28 protein-coding genes are annotated in these 25,132 nt (G+C 67.4%); 26 read left to right on the forward strand and 2 right to left on the reverse strand.

From position 1 onward, the window contains the following. The first annotated feature begins 19 nt into the window (after window positions 1–19). A complete protein-coding gene (locus ACFSCU_RS10650; protein ID WP_377560649.1) occupies window positions 20–976 on the forward strand; it encodes a S49 family peptidase in 957 nt (318 codons plus the stop codon). Window positions 977–1,112: 136 nt separating this feature from the next. Here the strand turns inward: ACFSCU_RS10650 and ACFSCU_RS10655 are convergent, their stop codons facing one another. Both ACFSCU_RS10655 and ACFSCU_RS10660 read right to left on the reverse strand, forming a co-directional pair. Beyond that, complete coding sequence (locus ACFSCU_RS10655) at window positions 1,113–1,898, reverse strand: SAM-dependent methyltransferase (RefSeq protein ID WP_180551206.1); 786 nt, start codon at window positions 1,896–1,898, stop codon at window positions 1,113–1,115. Further along, complete coding sequence (locus ACFSCU_RS10660) at window positions 1,895–2,488, reverse strand: Maf family nucleotide pyrophosphatase (protein ID WP_180551207.1); 594 nt, start codon at window positions 2,486–2,488, stop codon at window positions 1,895–1,897. The genes ACFSCU_RS10655 and ACFSCU_RS10660 overlap by 4 nt, the downstream gene beginning before the upstream one ends. Window positions 2,489–2,514: 26 nt before the next feature. On the opposite strand from ACFSCU_RS10660, the gene ACFSCU_RS10665 reads away from it, so the two are divergent. The 25 genes from ACFSCU_RS10665 to ACFSCU_RS10785 all read left to right on the forward strand — a co-directional run bounded on the left by ACFSCU_RS10665 (window position 2,515) and on the right by ACFSCU_RS10785 (window position 25,123). Beyond that, entirely contained in the window at window positions 2,515–3,063 is a 549-nt protein-coding gene (locus ACFSCU_RS10665) for a YceD family protein (RefSeq protein WP_180551208.1), read from the forward strand. Between the two features lie 174 nt (window positions 3,064–3,237). Then, window positions 3,238–3,420, forward strand: coding sequence for a 50S ribosomal protein L32 (rpmF, locus tag ACFSCU_RS10670; protein WP_180551209.1), 183 nt, complete (start codon window positions 3,238–3,240; stop codon window positions 3,418–3,420). Window positions 3,421–3,599: 179 nt separating this feature from the next. Further along, entirely contained in the window at window positions 3,600–4,640 is a 1,041-nt protein-coding gene (gene plsX / locus ACFSCU_RS10675) for a phosphate acyltransferase PlsX (RefSeq protein ID WP_180551210.1), read from the forward strand. 30 nt (window positions 4,641–4,670) lie between these two features. Continuing rightward, window positions 4,671–5,651 (forward strand): beta-ketoacyl-ACP synthase III, encoded by a 981-nt coding sequence (locus ACFSCU_RS10680; RefSeq protein ID WP_180551211.1) that lies wholly within the window; start codon window positions 4,671–4,673, stop codon window positions 5,649–5,651. A 62-nt stretch (window positions 5,652–5,713) separates the two neighbouring features. Beyond that, complete coding sequence (gene fabD / locus ACFSCU_RS10685) at window positions 5,714–6,664, forward strand: ACP S-malonyltransferase (RefSeq protein ID WP_333706473.1); 951 nt, start codon at window positions 5,714–5,716, stop codon at window positions 6,662–6,664. Window positions 6,665–6,687: 23 nt separating this feature from the next. Continuing rightward, window positions 6,688–7,437 carry a 3-oxoacyl-ACP reductase FabG gene (gene fabG, locus ACFSCU_RS10690; RefSeq protein ID WP_377560652.1) on the forward strand — a complete coding sequence of 250 codons (750 nt, stop codon included), beginning with the start codon at window positions 6,688–6,690 and terminating at the stop codon, window positions 7,435–7,437. Between the two features lie 92 nt (window positions 7,438–7,529). Continuing rightward, window positions 7,530–7,766: an acyl carrier protein gene (gene acpP, locus ACFSCU_RS10695; RefSeq protein WP_106703654.1), complete on the forward strand. Its 237-nt coding sequence runs from the start codon at window positions 7,530–7,532 to the stop codon at window positions 7,764–7,766. 7 nt (window positions 7,767–7,773) lie between these two features. After that, window positions 7,774–9,018, forward strand: a complete 1,245-nt coding sequence (fabF, locus tag ACFSCU_RS10700; protein ID WP_377560653.1) for a beta-ketoacyl-ACP synthase II — start codon at window positions 7,774–7,776, stop codon at window positions 9,016–9,018. Window positions 9,019–9,094: 76 nt separating this feature from the next. Then, complete coding sequence (locus tag ACFSCU_RS10705) at window positions 9,095–9,565, forward strand: hypothetical protein (RefSeq protein WP_377560654.1); 471 nt, start codon at window positions 9,095–9,097, stop codon at window positions 9,563–9,565. A gap of 37 nt (window positions 9,566–9,602) precedes the next feature. After that, window positions 9,603–10,235 (forward strand): RNA polymerase sigma factor RpoE, encoded by a 633-nt coding sequence (rpoE, locus tag ACFSCU_RS10710; protein WP_377560655.1) that lies wholly within the window; start codon window positions 9,603–9,605, stop codon window positions 10,233–10,235. Window positions 10,236–10,271: 36 nt separating this feature from the next. Beyond that, window positions 10,272–10,919, forward strand: a complete 648-nt coding sequence (locus ACFSCU_RS10715; RefSeq protein ID WP_377560656.1) for a sigma-E factor negative regulatory protein — start codon at window positions 10,272–10,274, stop codon at window positions 10,917–10,919. Between the two features lie 74 nt (window positions 10,920–10,993). After that, complete coding sequence (locus tag ACFSCU_RS10720) at window positions 10,994–12,016, forward strand: MucB/RseB C-terminal domain-containing protein (RefSeq protein ID WP_333706487.1); 1,023 nt, start codon at window positions 10,994–10,996, stop codon at window positions 12,014–12,016. A 96-nt stretch (window positions 12,017–12,112) separates the two neighbouring features. Next, window positions 12,113–13,591, forward strand: coding sequence for a DegQ family serine endoprotease (locus tag ACFSCU_RS10725; protein ID WP_333706489.1), 1,479 nt, complete (start codon window positions 12,113–12,115; stop codon window positions 13,589–13,591). Window positions 13,592–14,061: 470 nt separating this feature from the next. Continuing rightward, on the forward strand, window positions 14,062–15,870 hold the full coding sequence (lepA, locus tag ACFSCU_RS10730) for a translation elongation factor 4 (RefSeq protein ID WP_333706491.1): 1,809 nt from the start codon (window positions 14,062–14,064) through the stop codon (window positions 15,868–15,870). Then, a complete protein-coding gene (lepB, locus tag ACFSCU_RS10735) occupies window positions 15,870–16,838 on the forward strand; it encodes a signal peptidase I (RefSeq protein WP_180551214.1) in 969 nt (322 codons plus the stop codon). Before lepA ends, lepB begins: the two co-directional genes overlap by 1 nt. Before the next feature lie 28 nt (window positions 16,839–16,866). Further along, a complete protein-coding gene (locus ACFSCU_RS10740; protein WP_373368311.1) occupies window positions 16,867–17,232 on the forward strand; it encodes a DUF4845 domain-containing protein in 366 nt (121 codons plus the stop codon). 25 nt (window positions 17,233–17,257) lie between these two features. After that, a complete protein-coding gene (gene rnc, locus ACFSCU_RS10745) occupies window positions 17,258–17,947 on the forward strand; it encodes a ribonuclease III (RefSeq protein WP_180551216.1) in 690 nt (229 codons plus the stop codon). Then, window positions 17,944–18,939, forward strand: coding sequence for a GTPase Era (gene era, locus ACFSCU_RS10750; protein WP_180551217.1), 996 nt, complete (start codon window positions 17,944–17,946; stop codon window positions 18,937–18,939). The genes rnc and era overlap by 4 nt, the downstream gene beginning before the upstream one ends. Window positions 18,940–19,097: 158 nt before the next feature. Continuing rightward, window positions 19,098–19,859, forward strand: a complete 762-nt coding sequence (gene recO, locus ACFSCU_RS10755; protein WP_180551218.1) for a DNA repair protein RecO — start codon at window positions 19,098–19,100, stop codon at window positions 19,857–19,859. Beyond that, window positions 19,856–20,629, forward strand: a complete 774-nt coding sequence (locus tag ACFSCU_RS10760) for a pyridoxine 5'-phosphate synthase (protein WP_377560658.1) — start codon at window positions 19,856–19,858, stop codon at window positions 20,627–20,629. Before recO ends, ACFSCU_RS10760 begins: the two co-directional genes overlap by 4 nt. Then, entirely contained in the window at window positions 20,630–21,163 is a 534-nt protein-coding gene (locus tag ACFSCU_RS10765) for a 2'-5' RNA ligase family protein (RefSeq protein ID WP_180551219.1), read from the forward strand. Further along, a complete protein-coding gene (acpS, locus tag ACFSCU_RS10770) occupies window positions 21,160–21,558 on the forward strand; it encodes a holo-ACP synthase (RefSeq protein ID WP_180551220.1) in 399 nt (132 codons plus the stop codon). The genes ACFSCU_RS10765 and acpS overlap by 4 nt, the downstream gene beginning before the upstream one ends. A 166-nt stretch (window positions 21,559–21,724) precedes the next feature. After that, on the forward strand, window positions 21,725–22,783 hold the full coding sequence (gene nagZ, locus ACFSCU_RS10775; protein WP_377560660.1) for a beta-N-acetylhexosaminidase: 1,059 nt from the start codon (window positions 21,725–21,727) through the stop codon (window positions 22,781–22,783). 59 nt (window positions 22,784–22,842) lie between these two features. Continuing rightward, a complete protein-coding gene (locus ACFSCU_RS10780) occupies window positions 22,843–23,235 on the forward strand; it encodes a hypothetical protein (RefSeq protein ID WP_377560661.1) in 393 nt (130 codons plus the stop codon). Window positions 23,236–23,419: 184 nt separating this feature from the next. Further along, window positions 23,420–25,123 (forward strand): AMP-binding protein, encoded by a 1,704-nt coding sequence (locus ACFSCU_RS10785; protein ID WP_180551222.1) that lies wholly within the window; start codon window positions 23,420–23,422, stop codon window positions 25,121–25,123. Window positions 25,124–25,132 lie beyond the last annotated feature (9 nt).

The following is a 25,132-nucleotide window of genomic DNA, read 5'->3' on the forward strand; positions in this document are numbered from 1 at the left end:
GCATCCCGCGCACACCGCCATGGAAAACGAAGTCACCCTGAACGCCAAGACCATCCACTGGGAACGCGAGGCGATTGAAAAACTGCTGCTGGCCGACGTGCGCGAGCGCCGCGCCGCGCGCCGCTGGCGCATCGTGCGCAGCCTGCTGTGGATGCTGCTGTTCGGCGCGCTCATCTGGCTGCTGTTCTCCGACGCGCTGCTCACCAGCACGCCCGCCACGCCGCACACCGCCATGGTCGCCATCAAGGGCGAGATCGCCGACGAGGCCGAGGCCAGCGCCGAATTCGTGCTGCCCGCGCTGCGCAGTGCCATGGAAGACAAGGGCGCGCAGGCGCTGGTGCTGCTCATCAACTCGCCCGGCGGCAGCCCGGTGCAGGCGGGGCTGATCAGCGACGAAATCCACCGCCTGCGCGCCCTGCACAAGAAGCCCGTGTACGCCGTGGTGGAGGAAACCGCCGCCTCGGCCGCCTACTACATCGCCTCGGCCGCCGACAAGATCTATGTCGACAAGGCCAGCATCGTGGGAAGCATCGGCGTGTTGATCAACGGCTTCGGCTTCGTCGACACGCTGGACAAGCTGGGCATCGAGCGGCGCCTGCTCACGGCGGGCGAGAACAAGGGCTTCCTCGACCCGTTCAGCCCGCAGTCCGAGGCGCACAAGCAGCACGCGCAGACCATGCTGGAGCAGATCCACCGCCAGTTCATCGACGTCGTCAAGAAAGGCCGCGGCGAGCGCCTGAAGGAAACGCCCGAGATGTTCAGCGGCCTGTTCTGGACCGGCGAGCAGTCTGTTGCGCTGGGCTTGGCCGACGACTTCGGCAGCCTGGATTCAGTGGCGCGCGACGTGGTGAAGGCCGAGAAACTGGTGGACTACACCAACAAAAAGAACCTGGCCGAGCGCTTTGCCAAGCGTTTCGGCGCGGCCATGGGCGAGGGCGCGGTGAAGGCGCTGCAGGTGGCGCCCAGCGTGCGCTGATGTCGATGGGCTTTCGGGCTGGCTGATCGCCTGTAGGAGCGGCGGCAGCCGCGATGGCGGCGTATCACTGCGCGCGACGAAGTCTTCGCGGCTGCCGCCGCTCCTACAACCTCGGAGAAAGCTGCATGCGGTAGCTTCAAGGCCCGATGGCAAACACCGCCGGCGCTCGCCCCAGGGCATTGTCATCAGTGCGGGCCTGCCGCCAGGCGCTGACAGCACGTGCCTGCACACGGCCATCGGTCAGCGTCAGGCCCTGCGCCACCGCCAGCCGCGTGGCGGGCCTGAGCGTCTGTAGCAGCGCCTGCCAAACCGCCGGGTTGCGGTAGGGTGTTTCGATGAACAGCTGCGTCTGGCCGGTCTTGTGGGCCAGGGCTTCCAGCTCGCGGATGCGCTGCGTGCGTGCGGCGGCGTCCTGCGGCAGGTAGCCGACGAAGGCGAAGTTCTGCCCGTTCAGGCCGCTGGCGGCCAGCGCCAGCAGGATCGACACCGGCCCGACCAGCGGCACCACCGTGATGCCCAGATCGTGTGCCGCGCGCACCACCGAACTGCCAGGGTCGGCCACGGCGGGCATGCCGGCCTCGCTGATCAGGCCCACATTCTGGCCTTGGAGCGCGGGAGCCAGCAGCGGCCGGGCGTCGAAGCGCGCCGCGCCGCCGTGGTCGCCCTTCTTGTGCACCTCGCGCGGCAGTTCGGTGATCTGCTGCGCCTGAATGGGTTGTGCCAGCGGCACCAGCGCATCGACGCGCTTGAGGAAGGCGCGGGTGGACTTGGCGTTTTCGCTGATCCAGTGGGTGAGGGCGGCGGCGGCCTTGATCGTGCCCAGCGGCAGCACGTCCTCCAGCGGCGACTGTGTGTTGCAGCCGTGGTCCAGCGGCGTGGGCACCAGGTAAAGCGTGCCCTTGGCGGCGGCGGGCGCGCTCATGGCAGCGTCAGCCCGGCGGCGCGCAGCAGGCGGGCGGTGCGGATCAGCGGCAGGCCGACCAGGGCGGTGGGGTCGTCGTTGTGGATCGCCTCCAGCAGCGCGATGCCGAGGCCCTCGCTCTTGGCGCTGCCGGCGCAGTCGTAGGGGCGCTCGGCCTGCAGGTAGCGCTCGATCTCGTCGTTGCCCAGGTCGCGGAAGCGCACCTCGACGGCGGCCAGGTCGCTTTGCGCGAAACCCGTGGCCGCGCACACCACCGCCAGCGCGGTCTGGAAGATCACCGTCTGCCCGCGCATGCGCTGCAGCTGCGCCACGGCGCGCTCGTGCGTGCCGGGCTTGCCCAGCGGCTCGCCCGCCAGGTCGGCCACCTGGTCGGAGCCGATGACGATGGCCTCGGGATGCCGACCGGCCACGTCGCGCGCCTTGGCCAGCGCCAGCCGCAGCGCCAGGTCGCGCGGTGATTCGCCGGGCTGCGGGGTTTCGTCGACGCGCGGCGCCTCGGTGGTGAAGGGCAGGCCCAGCCGGGCCAGCAGTTCTCGCCGGTAGGGTGAGGTGGAACCCAGGATCAGCAGGCGGGCGGCGGTCGGGATCATGGCGGCGATTCTCTTACACTGCCTTGATGAGCAAGACGTTTGCCCCCGGCCGGCTCGACGTGGCGGCCTTCGCCCAGGCCAAGGCCAGCCTGTCGGCCCATGATTCGATACAAAAATATGAGCGCCTTGCGCAGGAACTGCGGGCGCCAGAGGCGGATTTGACCATTGACTGGCAGGCCGACGGCGAGCAGCGCAGCGCCGTCGATGGCAGCCGCCGCCCGGCCCTGCACCTGCGCGCGCAGGCCACGCTGCCGCTGACCTGCCAGCGCTGCATGGGCGAGGTGCGCGTGCCGCTGGCGGTGGACCGCCATTTCGTCTTCGTGCCCGACGAGGACACCGCCGCGGCGCTGGACGAGGCCTCGGACGACGACGTGCTGGCGCTGGCGCCCGACTTCGATTTGCGCGCGCTGATCGAGGACGAACTGCTGATGGCGCTGCCGCTGGTGCCGCGCCACGATGAGTGCCCCGACGCGGTGCAACTGTCGGTACAGAGCGCCGATTTCGACGCGGCGCAGGAGGAAAAGACCAATCCGTTCGCCGCGCTGGCCGCCCTCAAGCACGACAAGCCCAACTGAAACGGCGCTAACTGCCTGCCAACACTGGCGAATCAGCTCGATTTCGGGCTATAATCGCGGGCTTCGCGCGCAAGAGCGGCTGGGTTGGCCCGGCCGGTTGCGCCAAAACGGTTTCCAACTTGCCCCAGGCGGCAGTCTGCCCCGGGGCCTCAACCAGACATCAAAGGAGCCATCATGGCTGTTCAGCAAAACAAGAAGTCGCCCTCCAAGCGCGGCATGCACCGTTCGCACAACGCCCTGTCCGCCCCCGGCATCGCCGTGGAGCCGACCACGGGTGAAACCCACCTGCGCCACCACATCAGCCCCAACGGCTTCTACCGTGGCCGCCAGGTGATCAAGCCCAAGACGGAAGCCTGATTCTTCCGTGGCTTGACGCAAAGGGCCGGGGCCCTGCCATGAGGCAGCCCCACCCTATACTTGCCGGGCCCGGCGCTACCACCGCGTAGCCTCGGGCCTTTGCCGTTTCTGGCGGCTGGGTTTTCTCTGTTTTTCTTCGATCCGTGCCCATCGCGGCGCGGTGTTCGCACGGGGCTTGCATGATCGTTCTGGCTGTCGATTGCATGGGCGGTGACCACGGCCTCAGCGTCACCTTGCCGGCTTGCCGCCAGTTTCTCGACAACCACCCCGACGCCCAGTTGCTGCTGGTCGGCCGACCCGACGACCTGCAGGGCTTTGCCCACGAGCGCGCCCGCGTGGTGCCCGCGACCGAGGTGGTGGCCATGGAAGATGCGGTGGAAGTGGCCTTGCGCAAGAAGAAAGATTCGTCCATGCGCGTGGCGATCCAGCAGGTGAAGGACGGCGCGGCCCAGGCGGCGGTGTCGGCCGGCAACACCGGCGCGCTGATGGCGATCGCGCGCTACCTGCTCAAGACGCTCGAAGGCATCGAGCGCCCGGCCATCGCCACCCAGATGCCCAACGCCAAGGGCAGCGCCACCACGGTGCTCGACCTGGGGGCCAACGTCGACTGCACGGCCGAGCACCTGCTGCAGTTCGCCGTCATGGGCTCGGCGCTGGTGTCGGTGCTGAAGAACGACGACCAGCCGACCGTGGGGCTGCTCAACATCGGCGAGGAAGCCATCAAGGGCAGCGACGAGATCAAGCGCGCGGGCGAGCTGCTGCGTGCCGCCAAGGCCTCGGGCGACCTGAACTTCATCGGCAACGTCGAGGGCAACGACATCTTCAAGGGCACGGCCGACATCGTGGTGTGCGACGGCTTCGTCGGCAACGTGGCGCTGAAGACCAGCGAGGGCCTGGCGATGATGATCGTGCAGTTCCTGCGCGAGGAGTTCTCGCGCAACCTGCTGACCAAGCTGGCCGCCGCCGTGTCGTACCCGGTGCTGAGCGCGCTGAAGAAGCGCATGGACCACCGCCGCTACAACGGCGCCGCGCTGCTGGGCCTGCGCGGATTGGTGTTCAAGAGCCACGGCTCGGCCGACGCCGTGGCCTTCGAGCAGGCGCTGTGCCGGGCGTATGATGCGGCCAGCCACCAGCTGCTGGCGCGCGTGCAGAGCCGCATTGCCCACGCCGCGCCCCTGCTGGCGGCGCCTGCCCGGCCGGCCGTGCCGTCCGTTGCCTGAGGTTGGCGCACTGCATTACAAGAAGATTCCATGACAAGACGCTATTCCCGCATCACCGGCACCGGCAGCTACCTGCCGCCGCGCCGGGTGACCAACGACGACTTGGTGGCCGAACTGGCCGCGCGGGGCATCGAGACTTCTGACGAATGGATCGTCGAGCGCACCGGCATTCAGGCGCGCCACTTTGCCGCGCCCGATGTGCCGGCCAGCGAGCTGGCGGTGCCGGCGGCGCAGGCCGCGCTGCAGGCGGCCGGCCTGCAGGCCAGCGACATCGACCTGATCATCGTTGCCACCTCCACGCCGGACATGGTGTTTCCGTCCACCGCGGCCATCGTGCAGCACAAGTTGGGCATTGCCGGTTGCCCGGTGTTCGACGTGCAGGCGGTGTGCAGCGGCTTCGTCTACGCGCTGACGGTGGCCGACGCGCTGATCGCCAACGGCACGGCGCACAAGGCGCTGGTGATCGGCGCCGAGGTGTTCAGCCGCATCCTCGATTTCAACGACCGCACCACCTGCGTGCTGTTCGGCGACGGCGCCGGCGCCGTGGTGCTGGAGGCCAGCGACACGCCCGGCATCCTGGCTACCGACCTGCACGCCGACGGCAAGCACGTCGGCATCCTGTGCGTGCCGGGCCATGTGTCGGGCGGGCAGGTGCTGGGCGATCCGCTGCTCAAGATGGACGGCCAGGCGGTGTTCAAGCTGGCGGTCAACGTGCTCGACAAAGCGGCGCGCGCCGTGCTCCAGAAGGCCGGCAAGACCGAAGCCGACATCGACTGGCTGATCCCGCACCAGGCCAACATCCGCATCATGCAGGGCACGGCCAAGAAGCTGCACCTGCCGCTTGAGAAGGTGGTGGTGACGGTGCACGACCACGGCAACACCTCGGCCGCGTCGATTCCGCTGGCGCTGGACCATGGCGTGCGCACGGGCCAGGTCAAGCCGGGGCAGACGCTGCTGCTGGAAGGCGTGGGCGGCGGCTTCACCTGGGGTGCGGTGCTTCTTGATTTATAGCTGCCAGCGCTTGCTGCATAAGCGCTGAAGCCACTTTTTGTTCATATTTGAGTTCGAGAGCCATGAAACCCATCGCCTTCGTATTTCCCGGCCAGGGCTCGCAGTCCGTGGGCATGCTGGACGCCTGGGGCGACCACCCGGCGGTGCGCGAGACGATCGCCGAAGCCTCCGACGCGCTCAATGAGGATATCGGCGCGCTGATCGCCGGCGGCCCCAAGGAAGACCTGGCGCTGACCACCAACACCCAGCCGGTGATGCTGGTGGCCGGCGTGGCCTGTTGGCGCGCCTGGCGGGCCGAAGGCGGGGCGCTGCCGGCCGCGGTGGCGGGGCATTCGCTGGGCGAATATTCCGCGCTGGTCGCGGCCGAGGCGCTGCCGTTGGCCGAGGCCGTGCCGCTGGTGCGCCTGCGCGCCCAGGCCATGCAGGAGGCGGTGCCCGTGGGCACCGGCGCCATGGCCGCGATTCTGGGTCTGGATGCTTCAAAAGTAATAGCTGGTTGCGCAGAAGTGACGGGCGCCATGGGCCAAAATGGCACTGAAGTCGTGGAGGCCGTCAACTTCAACGACCCGGTGCAGACCGTGATCGCCGGCACCAAGGCCGCGGTCGACAAGGCCTGCGAAGTGCTCAAGGGCATGGGTGCCAAGCGCGCGCTGCCGCTGCCGGTGTCGGCGCCGTTCCACAGCAGCCTGATGAAGCCCGCGGCCGAGCGCCTGAAGGGCGCGCTGGAAGCGGTGGACTTCGCTGATCCCAAAATTCCGGTGGTCAACAACATCGACGTCGCCATCGAGGACGACCACGACCGCATCCGCGACGCGCTGTACCGCCAGGCTTTCGGGCCGGTGCGCTGGGTCGAGTGCATCCACAAGATCAAGGCCATGGGCCTGCACACCGTGGTCGAATGCGGCCCCGGCAAGGTGCTGGCCGGCATGACCAAGCGCATCGACGCCGACCTGACGGGGCTGGCAATGTACGACCCGACCTCCCTGGCCGAGGTCAAGGCGCAGGTGGCCTGAACAACGAGCTGGAGGGAAATCGAATGTCTGAAACCGTCATGGCGGGCCAGGTGGCCCTGGTCACCGGCGCCTCGCGCGGCATCGGTGCCGCGATCGCGCAGGCGCTGGCCGCGCGCGGCATGAAGGTGATCGGCACGGCGACCACGGAAGAGGGTGCCGGCAGGATCAGCGCTGCCCTGGCTGCGCACCCGGACTGCCGCGGCGCCGCGCTCGACGTCAACGACGCCGCGGCGGCCGAAGGCCTGATCGACGCCATCGTCAAGGAACATGGCGCGCTGCACGTGCTGGTCAACAACGCCGGCATCACGCGCGACCAGCTCGCCATGCGCATGAAGGACGAGGACTGGGACGCCGTGCTCGACACCAACCTGAAGGCGGTGTTCCGCATGAGCCGCGCCGTGATGCGGCCGATGATGAAGCAGCGCTATGGCCGCATCGTCAGCATCACCAGCGTGGTCGGCGCCTCGGGCAACCCCGGCCAGGCCAACTACGCCGCCGCCAAGGCCGGTGTGGCGGGCATGACGCGCGCGCTGGCGCGCGAGCTGGGCAGCCGCGGCGTCACCGTCAACTGCGTGGCCCCGGGCTTCATCGCCACCGACATGACGGCGGCGCTGGGCGAGGAGCAGCAGAAGGCGCTGGCCGGCCAGATTCCGCTGGGCCGCCTGGGCGCACCGGCCGACATCGCCGCTGCCGTGGCCTACCTCGCCAGCCCCGAGGCGGGCTACGTGACGGGGCAGGAACTGCACGTCAACGGCGGCATGTTCATGGCCTGACGGCCCTACACCATTTCGAGCGCGCCTGCACGCCGAATATCGGCTGTAAGCGCGGGTAAAATCCTTTTTTTCATCACCCTCAGAGGGAACCCATGAGCGATATCGAAGCACGTGTCAAGAAAATCATCGCCGAGCAACTCGGCGTGGAAGAGTCTCAAGTCACCAACGAAAAGGCCTTCGTGGCCGACCTGGGCGCGGACTCGCTCGACACCGTGGAACTGGTGATGGCACTGGAAGACGAGTTCGGTATCGAGATCCCGGACGAGGACGCCGAGAAGATCACCACGGTGCAGGCCGCCATCGACTACGCCAACAGCAAGAAAGCCTGATCCACCGATGTCCCGACGCCGCGTCGTAGTTACCGGCCTGGGTTGCGTCAGCCCCGTGGGCAACACGGTGGCGGAAAGCTGGGCCAGCCTGCTGGCCGGCCGCTCGGGCATCGACCTCATTACGCGCTTCGACGCCAGCCAGTTCGCCAGCCGCATCGCCGGCGAGGTGAAGGGGCTGGACATCTCGCCGCACATCTCGGCGAAGGAGGCGCGCACCATGGACACCTTCATCCATTACGGCATCGTGGCCGCCGCCGAGGCGGTGCGCGACGCCGGCCTGCCCACGGGCGAGGCGCTGGGTGAAGAGGAAGCCACGCGCATTGGCTGCGTGATCGGTTCCGGCATCGGCGGCCTGCCGATGATCGAGGAGACGCACGGCGAATTCACCGCGCGTGGCGCGCGGCGCATTTCGCCATTCTTCGTGCCGGCCTCCATCGTCAACATGGTGGCGGGGCATGTGTCGATGAAATTCGGCTTCAAGGGGCCGAACCTTGCCATCGCCACGGCCTGCACCACGGGCCTGCATTGCATCGGCGACGGCGCGCGCCTGATCGAATACGGTGATGCCGACGTGGTGGTGGCCGGTGGCGCCGAATCCACGGTGTCGCCGCTGGGCATCGGCGGCTTTGCCGCCATGCGCGCGCTGTCGACCCGCAACGACGACCCCAAGACGGCCTCGCGCCCCTGGGACAAGGACCGCGACGGCTTCGTGCTGGGCGAGGGCGCCGGCATCGTCGTGCTCGAGGAGTACGAGCACGCCAAGGCCCGCGGCGCGAAGATCTATGCCGAGCTGGCCGGCTTCGGCATGAGCGCCGACGCTGGGCACATGACGGCACCCAACATGGACGGCCCGCGCCGCGCCATGGTGGCCGCGCTGCGCAACGCGGGCATCAACGCCGAGCAGATCGGCTACGTCAACGCGCACGGCACCTCCACGCCGCTGGGCGACGTGAACGAGTCCAATGCCATCAAGGCGGCGCTGGGCGATCACGCCAAGTCCACCGTGGTCAGCTCCACCAAGTCGATGACCGGTCACCTGCTGGGGGGCGCCGGCGGCATCGAAAGCGTGTTCACCATCCTCGCGCTGCACGAGCAGAAGGTGCCGCCCACCATCAACATCTTCGAGCAGGACCCCGAGTGCGACCTCGACTACTGCGCCAACACCGCACGCGACGTGAAGATGGACGTGGCGCTGAAGAACAACTTCGGTTTTGGCGGCACCAACGGTTCGCTGGTTCTCAAGCGGGTCTGATGACGCTGCTGGCGGCAGCGGACGGCGGCGTCGTGCCGCCGCGCCCGACCCGAGAAAGCACTGAATCTTGAGGGGCGTGCCCGCGGTGGTCTATGCCGTGGGCCGCACGCGCGCGCTCGCGGTCTGGCTGACGGCACTCTCGGCGGGTGGACTGCTGATGCTGGTTTCAGTATTTTTTTGGCCTCCAGCCGGCGCCCACACAGCGCAAGCAGCTATCTTTTTATTGGTTTTTTCGACTGCCGCCATGCTGGGTTGCTGGCATTTCTGGCGTGGTCAGGTGCCGCGCCGGCTGCGCTGGGATGGCGAGCGCTGGTGGGTCATCGACTCGCATGGCGAGCAGGAGGGCGCTCAGGTCCAGGTCCGGCTGGACGCCCAGCGCTGGATGCTGCTGTGGTTCCGTCCCGTCGGCAGTTCACGGGGGAGGTGGTTGTGGGCCCAGGCCTCGGTCGACCCGCAGCGCTGGCACCTGTTGCGCTGTGCGCTATATTCACCCATGACTTCGGCGACGGAGGGCGCAGTGCCCCGAGCCGATGCCGAACGCGCCTGATGTCGGGCGCGTCGTTGTTTTTGAAGCCCGATTCCGCGTGACCGAACCCGCCGCCGCTCCTCCAGCCCCCTCCGACAGCGATGCACTGCTGGTGGAGCGTGCCGCTGCGGGCGACCACCGGGCGTATGAACTGCTGGTCATCAAGTACCAGCGCCGCATCGAGCGGCTGATCGGCCGCATGGTGCGCGACGTCGACCTGGTGCCCGACATCGCCCAGGAAACCTTCATCCGCGCCTGGCGGGCGCTGCACCAGTTTCGCGGCGACGCCCAGTTCTACACCTGGCTCTACCGCATCGCCGTCAACACGGCCAAGAAGTCGCTGATGGAACTCAAGCGCAATCCGGTGGTGACCGAGACGGCCCTGCATTCGGCCGACGACGACGATGAAACTTCCCGCCGGGAAAACGAACTAACCTCGGAATCTACGCCTGAATCTGAACTGGCCGCACGCGAAATCGCAGCGGCGGTCAACGCGGCGATGGAGGCCCTGCCCGAGGATCTGCGCACCGCCGTGACGCTGCGCGAGATCGAAGGGCTGAGTTATGAAGAGATTGCGGAAGCGATGAATTGCCCGATCGGCACGGTGCGGTCCCGGATCTTCCGGGCGCGCGAGGCGATTTCAGCCAGGGTCAAGCCCTTGCTGAGCCACCAGACAGGCAAGCGTTGGTAAACGGTGGGTGGGACGAATCGGTAACGGTGCTCAATCATGAAGACTCAACTCGACAGTCAACTGGATCGCGAAACGGTGTCGGCCCTGATGGACGGACAGCTGCGGGGGGCCGACGCATCGGCGGCGCTGCAGATGATGGCGTCCGACGAGGCGCGCGAATGTTGGCAGGTCTACCATCTGGTGGGCGATGTGCTGCGCTCCACCGATCTGGCCGCCTGTGGCCGTGACAGCGCCTTTGTGGCCCGCCTGAGCGCGCGCCTGCAGCAGGAGGCGGCGCCTGTGGCGAGGGTGCCGGCGCCCAGCCCCATCCAGGTGCGCGATGTGGCACAACCAGCTGCCAATGACGGCGTGTTCCGCTGGAAGATGGTGGCTGGCCTGGCGTCTTTTGCGGCCGTGGCCGCCATCGGCTGGGGTGTGATGGGTGGCATCGGTCCGCAAGCCGGTGTTGGCGTCCAGCTGTCGCAAGGTGGTGCGCCCGCGCCGACGCAGATCGCCACGCTGGCGGCCCCGGTGCCGGTGACCGTGGCATCGAATCCGGCAGAGGCGGATGCCGGCGCCGTGATGCTGCGCGATGCGCGGCTGGACGAGTTGCTGGCCGCGCACCGACAGACCTCCGGCGCGACGGCGCTGGGCAATGCGGCGGGTTTCCTGCGCAACGCCACGTTCGAGGGTTCAGGGCGTTGAGCGCGACGGTTCGGATGGGGGCGGGGTCATGCGGCCGCGGGTTGAGCGGCCAGCATCGATCGTGGGCTCGGCGCTTGCAGCAGGCTGCCTTGGCATGGTGTGCGGGTGGTCTGTTCACACTGGCCGGTGCGCAAGGTGTGGCGCAAGTCGGTGGCAGTGCACCTGATCGCCCTGTCGGGCCGCCGCAGCGCAGCGTGGCGGAATGGCTGGTGCGCCTGCAGCAGGCGGCGCAACTGCCGTCCTACATGGGCACCTTCGTGGTTTCCTCGGCTTCCGGTGCCATGTCCAGTTCGCGCATCTGGCATGTGTGCGAGGGCGATGTGCAGATGGAGCGTGTGGAAGCCTTGACCGGCGTGCCGCGCTCGACTTTCCGTCGCAACGAATCGGTGGTCACCTTCCTGCCCGAAGCGCGCGTTGCCAAGCTCGATCAACGCGAGGCGGGCGGGGTGTTCCCGAACCTGCTCAGCGTGGGGCACGATTTTCCGACCGCTGATTTCTATGCTGCCCGCGAGGTGGGTCACGGCCGTGTGGCCGGCTTCGACGCCGACATCGTGGTGCTCACGCCGCGCGATGCCTGGCGCTTCGGCTACCGCATCTGGAGCGAAATGCGCACCGGCATGGTGGTGAAGACGCAGACGCTGGACAGCCGCGGACGTGTGCTGGAACAGGCGGCCTTTTCCGAACTGCAGTTGAACGCGCCCGTGCAGGCCGACAAGCTGCGCCAGATGATGTCCGACACCGAGGGTTATCGGGTCGTCAAGTCGGAACGCGTGCAGACCACGGCGGAGGCCGAAGGCTGGCGCCTCAAGGCGCCTGTGCCGGGTTTCCAGTCACGGAACTGTTATCGCCGTCCGCTGTCGAAGTCGACCTCGGTCGTGCAATGGATCTTCACGGATGGGCTGGCCACGGTGTCCCTGTTCATGGAGCCGTTCGATCCGCAGCGGCATGATCGCGAAGGGGCCTCTGCGATGGGCGCGACCCACGCGCTGGTACGGCGTTGGCCGGATGGCGCAGGGCCGTGGTGGGTCAGCGCGGTGGGCGAAGTGCCCGCCGCCACGCTGCAAGCGTTTGTCCAGGGTCTCGAGCGCCGGCCCTGAACAGGGTGCGCTGCCCCCTTCGTGTTGTTGGCCGGGCCCGGTAGCGGCTTGGCCTGGGATGAACAAGCCAGAAAAGAAAGCTGAAGACCGATGCTGATGACGAAGAAATTGAGCGTGGCCGCCATGGCAGCCCCCTTGCTGACGGCGGTAGCGCTGGCGATGCCGGCGATTTCGGTGGCGCAGGCGCCGGTGCCTGTGGCGCCTTCGGTGCGCGGTCTGCCCGACTTCACCGATCTGGTCGAACAGGTGGGTCCGGCCGTGGTCAACATCCGCACCGTCGAGCGCGTGCGTGCCGGCGCCGGGCGAGGCGGGCAGGTGGACGAGGAGATGCAGGAATTCTTCCGGCGCTTCTTCGGCATTCCACTGCCCAACGTGCCACGCCAGGGCCCGCGCCAGGCGCCGCAGGAACAGCCGGAGCGCGAGGTGCCGCGCGGCGTCGGCTCGGGCTTCATCATCTCGCCGGACGGCTACGTCATGACCAACGCCCACGTGGTCGACGGGGCCGACGAAGTGCTGGTGACCTTGCCCGACAAGCGCGAATTCAAGGCCAAGCTCGTCGGCGCCGACAAGCGCACCGACGTGGCGGTGGTCAAGATCGAGGCCACGGGCCTGCCGTCGGTGCGCATCGGCGACGTGAACCGCCTGCGCGTGGGTGAATGGGTGATGGCCATCGGCTCGCCGTTCGGGCTGGAGAACACCGTCACGGCCGGCATCGTCAGCGCCAAGCAGCGCGACACGGGTGACTACCTGCCCTTCATACAGACCGACGTGGCCGTCAACCCCGGCAATTCGGGGGGTCCGCTGATCAATATGCGCGGTGAGGTGGTGGGCATCAACAGCCAGATCTATTCGCGCTCGGGCGGCTTCATGGGCATTTCCTTTGCCATTCCGATCGATGAGGCCATGCGCGTCAGCGAACAGTTGCGCGCCAGCGGTCGCGTGACGCGCGGGCGCATCGGCGTGCAGATTGCCGAGGTGACGCGCGAGGTGGCCGAATCCATCGGTCTGGGCAAGCCGCAAGGTGCGCTGGTGCGCAGTGTGGAAGCGGGCTCTCCTGCCGAGAAGGCCGGCGTTGAGGCGGGTGACATCATCACCCGCTTCGAGGGTCGTGCCATCGAGAAGGCGTCCGACCTGCCGCGTCAGGTGGGCAACACGAAGCCGGGCACGCGCAGCGCCATCACGGTGTTCCGCCGTGGCCAGAACCGCGACCTGAACATCACCATCGCCGAGCTGGAGCCCGAGCAGACCGCCCGCCGGCCGGCTGCGCGCAGCAGCGAAGCGCCCAAGGCCGCCGGCACGGTGCAGGCCCTGGGCCTGACGGTGGTGGATCTGACCGAGGCGCAAAAACGCGAACTGAAGGTCAAGCGTGGCGTGCGCGTGGAAGCCGCGGCGGATGCTGGTGCGCGCGCCGGCCTGCGCGAGGGCGATGTGATCCTGTCCGTCGGCAACGTCGAGATCAACAACGTGCGCGAGTTCGAGTCCGCAGTGGGCAAGGCTGATCGCAATCGACCGGTGAACATGCTGATCCAGCGCGGCGATCTGGTGCAGTTTGTCCTGGTACGCCCCAACCGTTGATGACCCCTTAAAAACCCCGCTCCAAACTCGGACTTGGGGTTTTTTACGACGCTGGTGCCCGATCAGTGGCAGCGGACAAGCTGTGTACAGGCTGGTCATGCGCGGGGCCTACATATGAATTTGGATAGAATTCGAGCCGCTGACTGGCTGCTTCGCGCATATGAATGGGTTTTTTGCCACCACGATGTGACAAGCCCTCTCGCCATTCCTGTGCCGTTCCCGGGACATCCCGGTTGTCCAGAAATTGTTCTTCGGAAACTGTTGATAAGTTGTTGATAAAGATGCGTTGCTACACCGCAACGGTGGCGCGGCCACGAAGAAGGGCTCATGGTGACGCGCTTTTTTGCCTACAATGAAGTCCCAACTATCGCAGTTGCCATAGATTGTTGGTTGAGGGCGCGTCACATCACTGGCGCGCCCTTTTTTCATGTGCGCGCCTCGGTAATTCAAATACTTGCCTGCATTCGTTGATGGACCACATCAGAAATTTTTCAATCATTGCGCACATCGATCATGGCAAGTCCACGCTGGCCGATCGACTCATCTCGCGTTGCGGCGGCCTCACTGATCGCGAGATGAGCGAGCAGGTGCTCGACTCGATGGACATCGAGAAGGAGCGGGGGATAACCATCAAGGCGCAGACCGCCGCACTGCAATACAAGGCGCGCGATGGCAAGGTCTACAACCTCAACCTGATCGACACGCCGGGCCACGTGGACTTCTCGTATGAAGTCTCGCGTTCGCTCTCGGCCTGCGAAGGCGCGCTGCTCGTCGTCGACGCCTCGCAAGGCGTCGAGGCGCAGACGGTGGCCAACTGCTACACCGCGCTCGACCTGGGTGTGGAGGTGCTGCCGGTGCTGAACAAGATGGATCTGCCGCAGGCCGATCCCGACAACGCCAAGTCCGAGATCGAGGACGTGATCGGCATCGACGCCAGCGAAGCCATCGCCATCTCGGCCAAGACCGGCATGGGCATCGACGAGGTGCTCGAACAGATCGTCGCCAAGGTGCCGCCGCCGCGCGGTCAGCCCGATGCGCCGCTGCGCGCCATGATCATCGACAGCTGGTTTGACGCCTATGTGGGCGTGGTGATGCTGGTGCGCGTGGTCGACGGGCGCCTGCTGAAGGGCGAGCGCTTCAAGATGATGGCCACCGGCGCCGCCTACGAGGCCAACAACGTGGGCGTGTTCACGCCCGGCCAGGTGCCGCGCGAGTCGCTGGAGGCGGGCGAGGTGGGCTACATCATTGCCGGCATCAAGGAGTTGAAAGCCGCCAAGGTGGGCGACACCATCACGCTGGAAAAGAAGCTGCCCAACAACCTGGGGCCGGCCGACAAGGCGCTGCCCGGCTTCAAGGAGATCCAGCCGCAGGTGTTCGCCGGGCTGTACCCGACCGAGGCCAACCAGTACGACGCACTGCGCGACTCGCTGGAGAAGCTGCAGCTCAACGACGCCAGCCTGCACTTCGAACCCGAGGTGTCGCAGGCGCTGGGTTTTGGCTTCCGCTGTGGCTTTCTCGGCCTGCTGCACATGGAGATCGTGCAGGAACGCCTGGAGCGCGAGTTCGACATGGACCTGATCACCACCGCGCCCAGCGTGGTGTACGAAGTGGAGAAGGCCGACGGCGAGGTCATCATGGTCGAGAACCCTTCGAAGATGCCCGACCAGGGCAAGATCCACGAGATTCGCGAGCCCATCGTCACCGTGCACCTGTACATGCCGCAGGACTACGTGGGCCCGGTGATGACGCTGGCCAACCAGAAGCGCGGCGTGCAGCTCAACATGGCCTACCACGGCCGGCAGGTGATGCTGACCTACGACCTGCCGCTGGGCGAGATCGTGCTGGACTTCTTCGACAAGCTCAAATCCGTCAGCCGCGGTTACGCCAGCATGGACTACGAGTTCAAGGAATACCGCCCGTCGGACGTGGTCAAGGTCGACATCCTGCTCAACGGCGAGAAGGTCGATGCGCTGTCCATCATCGTGCACCGCAGCCAGAGCCAGTACCGTGGCCGTGCGGTGGCGGCCAAGATGCGCGAGATCATCAGCCGTCAGCAGTTCGACGTGGCGATCCAGGCGGCCATTGGCGCCAACATCATCGCGCGCGAGAACATCAAGGCGTTGCGCAAGAACGTGCTGGCAAAATGCTACGGGGGGGATATCACCCGCAAGCGCAAACTATTGGAAAAGCAGAAGGCAGGCAAGAAGCGGATGAAGCAGATTGGTTCGGTCGAGGTGCCGCAGGAGGCCTTCCTCGCGATCTTGCAGGTGGAGGACTGATGCCGATCCTGACCGCGATCATCCTGGCCGCGTTCGTCGGCTACGGCACGGCCTGGTACCTGGGCGCCATCGAGGGCAACTTCGCGCTGCTGCTGTTCATGGCAACCGTGGTGACGGGGCTGTACTGGCTGGCCGAGCGTTTCATCTTCCTGCCGCGCCGCCGCGCCGCGGCCGATGCGCTGCAGCAGCAGGCCGACCAGCGCCGCGCCGATCTGGCCGCGCAGGGCATCACGCAGGTTGATCAGGGCGACCTGGCCACGGCGCGCGAGCGCGTGCTGGCACAGCCCTGGTGGCTGGACTGGACCGCCGGGCTGTTCCCGGTGATCCTGATCGTCTTCATGCTGCGCTCGTTCGTGTTCGAGCCGTTCAAGATTCCTTCGGGTTCGATGATCCCCACCCTGCTGGTGGGTGACCTGATCCTGGTGAACAAGTTCACCTACGGGCTCAAGCTGCCGGTGATCCACACCCGCCTGACCGAGGGCAAGCCCGTGCAGCGCGGCGACGTGGTGGTGTTCCGCTACCCGCCGCAGCCCAGCGTGGACTACATCAAGCGCGTGGTCGGCGTACCGGGCGACGAGGTGTCGTACCTGAACAAGCAGCTGACGGTGAACGGCCAGCCCATGCCGCGCGCGGTGGCCTCGGACTTCTTCGACGAATCGACGATGGAGTACTACAAGCAGTTCGACGAGCAACTGGGCGTGAAAAATCACCGGATCATCGTCGACGACCGCCGACCCGGCTTCGTCGCCGGCGCGTTCGACTTTCAATACAAGGACAATTGCCGCTACAGCGTCGAAGGCGTGAGCTGCAAGGTGCCGGAAGGCCATTACTTCGTGATGGGCGACAACCGCGACAATTCGCTGGATTCGCGCTTCTGGGGCTTCGTGCCCGACGGCAACATCGTCGGCAAGGCCTTCTTCGTCTGGATGAACTTCGGCGATCTCAAGCGCATCGGCGCTTTCAACTGATTCTCTTCACCATCGAGTGGACAAAATGATGCACCAACGTCTGTCGTCGCAGCGCGGCATTTCCTTCATCGGCCTGCTGATCCTGGGCATTGTGCTGGCGTTGCTGGCCATCGTGGGCGCGCGCGTGCTGCCCACGGCGACCGAGTTCATGGCGATCCAGAAGGCCGTGAAGAAGGCCGCTGCCGACGGCGACACCGTGCCCGCGGTGCGCGCCGCCTTCGACCGCACGGCCGCCGTGGACTACATCAGCTCCATTTCCGGCAAGGACCTGGAAATCACCAAGCAGGGTGACAAGGTGGTGGTCGAGTTCGCTTACGACAAGGAAATTCCGCTCGCTGGCCCAGCCTATCTGCTGCTCAAGTACCGCGGCTCGTCGGCGAGTGGCTATAACTGAGTCTCGCCCCCGCTCGGCGCGCCCCGTGAGTGCGCTCGCCAGCCTGCAGGCCTTGCAGGCGCGGCTGCAGTACCCGTTCAAGACGCCGGCCCTGTTGCAGCAGGCGCTGACGCACCGCAGCTATTCGGCCGACCACAACGAGCGCCTGGAATTCCTGGGCGATTCGGTGCTGGGTTTGGCCGTGGCGCACATGCTGTATGAGGCGCTGGGCAGCGGGGCCGAAGGCGATCTGTCGCGCCTGCGTGCGCACCTGGTGCGGCAGGACAGCCTGCACCGTCTGGCGCTGGAACTGGATCTGTCGCCGCTGCTGCGCCTGGGTGAGGGCGAGATGCGCTCGGGCGGCCAGCGCCGCCCCTCCATCCTGGCCGATGCGCTGGAGGCCATCATCGGCGCCGTGTACCTCGATGGCGGCCCGGCTGCAGCCGATGCGCTGGTGCGCCGGCTGTTCGAGCGGGTCGAGATTTCTCCCGCCATGTCCGCCGCCGCCAAGGACGCCAAGACCGCCTTGCAGGAATGGCTGCAGGGGCGCAAGATGGCGCTGCCGCAGTACGAGGTGACGCAGATCCTGGGGGCCGCGCACCGCCAGACGTTCGAGGTGGCGTGCCGGGTGCCGCAGCTCGATCTGGAAGCGCTGGGCCAGGGCGTTTCGCGCCGTGCCGCCGAGCAGGCGGCGGCCGCCACCATGCTGCAGATGCTGGAATCGAACGCCACATGAATACTCCTGAAAACAGAGCTGCCGGCGCTGATCCGGCGCCGCCTGACGGCCGAAATGATGCTGAACCCCTGAGCGCCGAGCCGGTGCAGCGCTGCGGCCTGATCGCCATCGTCGGCAAACCCAACGTCGGCAAATCCACGCTGCTGAATGCGCTGGTGGGCCAGAAGATCAGCATCACCAGTCGCAAGGCGCAGACCACGCGCCACCGCATCACCGGCATCCGCACGCTGACCAACGAGCAGGGTGGCGGCACGCAGTTCGTGTTCGTCGACACGCCGGGCTTCCAGACCAAGCACTCGGCGGCGCTGAACAAGTCGCTCAACAAGACGGTGCTGGGCGCCATCGACGGTGTCGACCTGATCCTGTTCGTGGTCGAGGCCGGCAGCTTCACGCTGGGCGATGCCAAGGTGCTGTCGCTGCTCAGGGCGGGCACGCCCGCCATCCTGGTGGCCAACAAGCTCGACACCGTGCACCGCCGCGCCGAGGTGGCGCCCTGGCTGCGCGACATGCAGGAGCGCCACCCGTTCGCCGAATTCGTGCCCATGTCGGCCAAGCAGCCGAAGGACGTGCGCAGGCTGCTGCAGATTTGCGAGCGCTACCTGCCCGAGCAACCTTGGTGGTACAGCGATGACGAGCTGACCGACCGCAGCGAGAAGTTCCTGGCCAGCGAGGTGGTGCGCGAGAAGCTGTTCCGCCTGACGGGCGACGAGCTGCCTTACACCTCCACCGTGGTGATCGACCAGTTCAAGGAAGAAAAGAGCAGGGCGCACGGCCGCATGGTGCGCATTGCCGCCACCATCGTGGTCGAGCGCGACGGCCACAAGGCCATGGTGATCGGCGAGAAGGGCGAGCGCCTCAAGCGCATCGGCACCGAGGCGCGGCAGGAGCTGGAAAAGCTGATGGACTGCAAGGTGTTCATCGAGCTGTGGGTGAAGGTGCGCAGCGGCTGGGCCGACGACGAGGCGCGCGTGCGCAGCTTCGGCTATGAATGAGCCGCGCCATCCATCCGGCACGGTTTTATTTTGATAGCTGCTTGCGCCTGCTATATAAGGGTTTCAGATATAAAACTATCTGAAATCCTTATGAATCAGGCGCAAGAAGCTATGTTTTTTGCAATGCTGGCCGACGAGGCCAGCTTTCCCACCCACCCATGAAACGCGTCGCGCACGAGCCCGCCTACGTGCTGCACCATTACGACTGGAGCGAATCCAGCGTCATCGTCGAGGCCTTCACACGCGCGCATGGCCGCGTGGCGCTGGTGGCCAAGGGGGCCAAGCGGCCCTCGTCCAACTTCCGCCCGGTATTGCTGCCGTTGCAGCCCTTGTCGCTCAGCTGGGGCGGCGACGCCGAAATCCGCACGCTGAAAAGCGCCGAATGGGGTGGCGGCCAGGTCATGCCCACCGGTGAAGCGCTGCTGTCGGGTTATTACGCCAACGAACTGCTGCTGCGCCTGCTGGCGCGCGAGGACGCGCACCCGCGCCTGTTCGACGCCTACGCCGCACTGGTGCAGGTGCTGGCGTCGGAGCATGCCGAGCCGCTGGTGGCCGCCGCGCTGCGCGCCTTCGAACTGCTGCTGCTGCGCGAGACCGGCCACCTGCCCGCGCTGGATGCGCAGACGCTCACCTTCGCGCCGCTGGCTGCCGAGGCGTCATACCGCCTGGTGGCCGAAGGCGGCCTGCGCGCGGCACACGACGAGGATGACAGCTGGTTGATGGGCAGCCATTGGCAGGCGCTGGCTGCGGCGATGGACGACGCGGCGCCGTTCCTGGCGACGCTGCACGCCGTGGCCGGCCTGCCGGCCGACGCGCGCACCCGCCTGCGCCAGCAGCTGCGCGCGCTGCTCCACTACCATTGCGGCGTCGGCACGCTGCGCACGCGGCAGCTGATGATGGATCTGCAGAGCCTGTCGTGAACACCACCACCCCCCAAACCCAGCTGTCGGTCAACGTCAACAAGGTCGCCCTGGTGCGCAACACGCGCCACCTGGGCATTCCCAGCGTCACCCGCGCGGCCGAGCTGTGCCTGCAGGCCGGCGCGCACGGCATCACCGTGCACCCGCGGCCCGACGAGCGCCACATCCGTGCCGCCGACGTGCATGAACTCGCCGCGCTGATGCAGCGCTGGCCCGGCCGCGAATACAACATCGAGGGCAACCCGACGCAGAACCTGATGGCCTTCATCCGCGACGTGCGTCCGAACCAGGCCACCTTCGTGCCCGACAGCGAAGACCAGTTCACCAGCGACCACGGCTGGCAGCTGGACGATGCAGCCGTGCGCGCGCGCGTCAAGCCCCTGGTGGCCGAATGCCGCAGCCTGGGCGTGCGCGTCAGCCTGTTCATGGACCCGGCGCCGGCGCTGATGGCCTGGGCCGCCGAGGTCGGTGCCGACCGCGTCGAGCTGTACACCGAGCCCTATGCCGCCGCGCACGCCGATCCGGCCGTACGCCGGCAGCAACTCATCGCCTACGGCGGCGCCGCGCAGGCCGCGCTGACCAATGGCCTGGGCGTCAACGCCGGGCACGACCTGAACCGCGACAACCTCACCGACTTCCTGCGCGCCGTGCCCGGCGTGGCCGAGGTGTCGATCGGCCATGCGCTGATCGCCGACGCGCTGGAGCTGGGCTACGCCGCCACGGTGCGCGACTACCTGCGCTGCATCGACGCGGCCTTCGCGGCGGCTTAGATGCTCTACGTCACCGCCTTCCCGCACCTCAGCGCGGCCGACGAGCGCACCATCGACGCCGTGCGGCGCGCGCACGATCCGCAGGCAGCGCTGCTCGGCCCGCATGTCACCCTGGTGTTCGCGCAGTCGGTGGCCGAGGGGCCGGCGCTGTCGCAACTGCGCGAGGTGGCCGCCACGCTGTGGCCGTGCGATGCGGTGTTTCGCCGCGCCATGCCGTGGTGGACGGGGCAGGGCGCAGCCCACGTGCTGCTGTTGCCCGACGAGGGCCTGAGCACGCTGGGCCGCTGGCACGACAGCCTGCACCGGCCCGGCAGCCTGTTCGCCGGCGCGCGGCGGGCCGACCGGCCTTTCGTGCCGCACATCACCCTGGCCGCCGTGGCCAGCGAGCGTGCGGCGCGCGAAATTGCCGACGACTGGAACGCGCGCCGCATCGTCATCCGCGCCGTGTTCAATGCGCTGGTGCTGGGCCAGCTGGAGGAGGCCGTCCCGCGCTTCGAGCTGCTGGCGCGCGTGCCGCTGGAGATGCCGGGATGATCCACGGCATCGGCACCGACATCTGCGACATCCGCCGCATCCGTGCCAGCTTCGAGCGGCATGGCGAGCGCTTCGCGCAGAAGATCCTGAGCGAGACCGAGCTGGCCGTGTGGCGCCGCCGCAGCGCACGCTGGCCCGAGCGCGGCCTGCGCTACCTGGCCACGCGCTTTTCGGCCAAGGAGGCGTTCAGCAAGGCCATTGGCCTGGGCATGCGCCTGCCCATGCACTGGCGCCTGTGCGAGATCGCCAACCGCCCCAGCGGCGAGCCGATGATCGTGTTGCACGGCGGGCTGAAGGAGTGGTTCGAGGCGCAGGGCCTGGCCGCGCACATCAGCGTGACCGACGAGAGCGAGTACGCGGCCAGCTTCTGCGTGGTGGAGAAGCTGCCGCGCTGACGGTGGGCTGATTCGCCGCATACTTGGATGCCTTGAACAGCCGGACGCAGAGGACGCAAAAAATGCAGGAAACCCTTTTATTGGTTTTCTTCTGCGCTTTCTGCGAAATCTTTGCGTCCTCTGCGTCCGGCTGTTCAGGCTGTCGAAGCTCACCCCACCTGAACCCATGATGCAGCACGCCCCCCTGATCATCGACATCGCTGGCACCGAGCTGACCGACGACGACCGCCGCCGCCTGGCGCATCCGCTGGTGGGCGGGCTGATTCTGTTCGGGCGCAACTGGCAGGGCCGCGCGCAGCTCACGGCGCTCTGCGCCAGCGTCAAGCGGCTGCGGCCCGACCTGCTGATCTGCGTCGACCACGAAGGCGGCCGCGTGCAGCGCTTTCGCACCGATGGCTTCACCCACCTGCCGCCCATGCGCGCGCTGGGCGAGCTGTGGATGCACGATGCCATGCGCGCACAGGACGCCGCCACCGCCTGCGGCTATGTGCTGGCGGCCGAGCTGCGGGCCTGCGGCGTCGATTTCTCGTTCACGCCCGTGCTGGATCTCGACTGGGGTCCCAGCGGCGTCATCGGCGACCGCGCCTTCCACGCCGACGCGCGCGTCGTCGCCATGCTGGCCAAGAGCGTGATGCACGGCCTGCTGCGCGCCGGCATGGGCAATTGCGGCAAGCACTTTCCCGGCCATGGTTTCGTCGCCGCCGATTCGCACACCGACCTGCCGCGCGACCGCCGCTCGCTCAAGGCCATCCTGGCCGACGATGCCGCGCCCTATGGCTGGCTGGGCATGTCGCTCGATGCGGTGATGGCCGCGCACGTCGTATACCCCAAGGTCGATTCACACCCCGCCGGCTATTCGGCCCGCTGGCTGCAGGCCGTGCTGCGCCAGCGCCTGGGCTTTGGTGGCGCCATTTTCACCGACGACCTGAGCATGGAAGCCGCGCGCCACATTGAGGGCCGCACCGTGACACCGACCGAGGCCGTGCTGGCCGCGCTGCACGCCGGCTGCGACCTGGCGCTGCTGTGCAACCAGTCGCTGGGCGCCGGCAGCGTGCTCGACGACGCCATCGACGGCCTGGCCGAGGCACAGATCAAGGGCGCTTGGGCGCCCTCCGGCGCCAGCGACGCCCGCCGCCGCGCGCTGCTGCCCCGGCAAGCCGCGGCGGATTGGGGTACCCTGATGCGCGCGACCGACTATCTGCACGCGCTCGCGCTGCTGCCTTAAGGCCGGCTGAGGCGGCTGAACTTTCGACCCGACGCATGGTCTGACGGAGCATGAACGGTATGTCTTTCCATCAATTGCCTTCTTCCTCGCCCGCTGCCGGCGGTGGGCTGGGGCGCGTGATGAGCGTGGTGCTCGGCCTGCTGGTGTGGGCCATGCTGGCCATGCTGGGCCTGGTGTTCGCCGCCAGCCTGGCGATCTGGCTGGTGGTGATGGTCGTCGTCAGCCTGATCAGCAGCCTGTTCACCGGCCGGCCCGCCGCCGTCACCGTGCTGTGGCGCCGCTACCGCGAGATGACGCGCCAGCGCTGGCCGCAGCAGCACCCCGGCAGCGCCACGCCGCGCGCCGACGCGGCCGATGTGACGGGTGCATCGGTGCCCACGCGCGTGCAGGACGTGCACTGGCGCGAGGTGCCGGCCGCACCCAAGGCGCCGGCACCGCGGCAGCAACCTTGATGCTTCTTTATTGATAGCTGCCAGCGCTTGTGGGACGGGCGCTTCAGCCACTTTTCGCTTGAATTCTGGGTGCTGGCATCTTGCTGCCGGCAAGGTGCGTGGCGGCTCGGCTAAGATGATCCGGCAGCCCTGTGGCAGTGTGCGGCAGGGCGCATCGCCTGACAACGACACCGGAGACACCGCCATGGCCGACCAAGCCAGCGCCTTCATCGCGGCGCGCGACTTCCTGCTGCAGCACCGCACCGACTACGCCACCGCCTACCGCGACTTCCGCTGGCCGCAGCTGGGCCCGTTCAACTGGGCGCTCGACTACTTCGACCCCATGGCGCGCGGCAACGAACCCACGGCCCTGCACATCGTGGGCGAGGACGGCAGCGAGGTGAAGCGCAGCTTTGCGCAACTCAGCGAACGCTCCGACCAGGTCGCCAACTGGCTGCGTACCCAGGGCGTGCGCCGCGGCGACCGCGTGCTGCTGATGCTGGGCAACGAGCTGGCGCTGTGGGAGCTGATGCTGGCCTGCATCAAGCTCGGCGCGGTGATGATCCCGGCCACCATGCTGCTCACGCCCGACGATCTGCAGGACCGGCTGGAGCGCGGCAACGTGCGCCACGTGGTGGTGGCCAGCGAGCACGCCGCCAAGTTTGCCGCGCTGCCCGGCAGCTACACCCGCATTGCCGTCGGCGCGTCGGTGGCAGGCTGGCTGAGCTTCGACGACAGCGGCAGCGTGCCCGCCACCTTTGCACCCGATGGCCCGACGCAGGCCACCGACCCGCTGCTGCTGTATTTCACCAGCGGCACAACCAGCAAGCCCAAGCTGGTGCTGCACACGCACCAGAGCTACCCGGTGGGTCACCTCAGCACCATGTACTGGATCGGCCTGCAGCCGGGCGACGTGCACCTCAACATCAGCTCGCCCGGCTGGGCCAAGCATGCGTGGAGCTGCTTCTTCGCGCCCTGGAACGCGGGCGCCACCATCTTCATCTTCAACTACGCGCGCTTCTCGGCCGCGGCGCTGCTGGGCGTGCTGCAGAAGTACAAGGTCACCAGCCTGTGCGCGCCGCCCACCGTGTGGCGCATGCTGATCCAGGAAGACCTGGCGCCCTGGCGCAGCAGGCTGGCACTGCGCGAGGTGATCGGCGCTGGCGAGCCGCTCAACCCCGAGATCATTGACCAGTTGCAGAACGCCTGGGGCCTGACCCTGCGCGACGGCTTCGGCCAGACCGAGACCACGGCGCAGATCGGCAACCCGCCCGGCCAGCCCGTCAAGCCCGGCAGCATGGGGCGCCCGCTTCCCGGCTACGAGGTGGTGCTGCTCGACATCGACGAACATCCGTCCGACGAGGGCGAGGTGTCGCTGAACCTGGCGGTGCGCCCGCTGGGCCTGATGGAGGCCTACGAGGACAGCCCCGAGAAGACCGCGGAAGTGATGCGCAACGGCTGCTACCGCACCGGCGACACCGCCACGCGCGACGCCGACGGCTACATCACCTTCGTCGGCCGCGCCGACGACGTGTTCAAGGCCAGCGACTACCGCATCAGCCCGTTCGAGCTGGAAAGCTGCCTGATCGAGCACCCGGCGGTGACCGAAGTCGCCATCGTGCCCAGCCCCGACCCGGTGCGTCTGGCCGTGCCCAAGGCCTTCGTCACCCTGATGCCGGGCGAGCACCCCAGCGCCGAACTGGCTGAGGCCATCTTGGCCTTCTCGCGCGAGCGCCTGGCGCCCTACAAGCGCGTGCGGCGCATCCAGTTCGTCACCGAACTGCCCAAGACCATCAGCGGCAAGATCCGCCGCGTGCAGATGCGCAGGGCAGAGCATGAGCGCAGCGAGGCCACGCCGGGCGGGGAGTTCGAGTACTTCGAAGAGGACTTTCCGGCGCTGAAAGGCTGATGGGCCAGC

It is taken from the genome of Ottowia beijingensis (genome assembly GCF_042680925.1).
GTDB classification, from domain to species: Bacteria; Pseudomonadota; Gammaproteobacteria; order Burkholderiales; family Burkholderiaceae_C; genus Ottowia; species Ottowia beijingensis.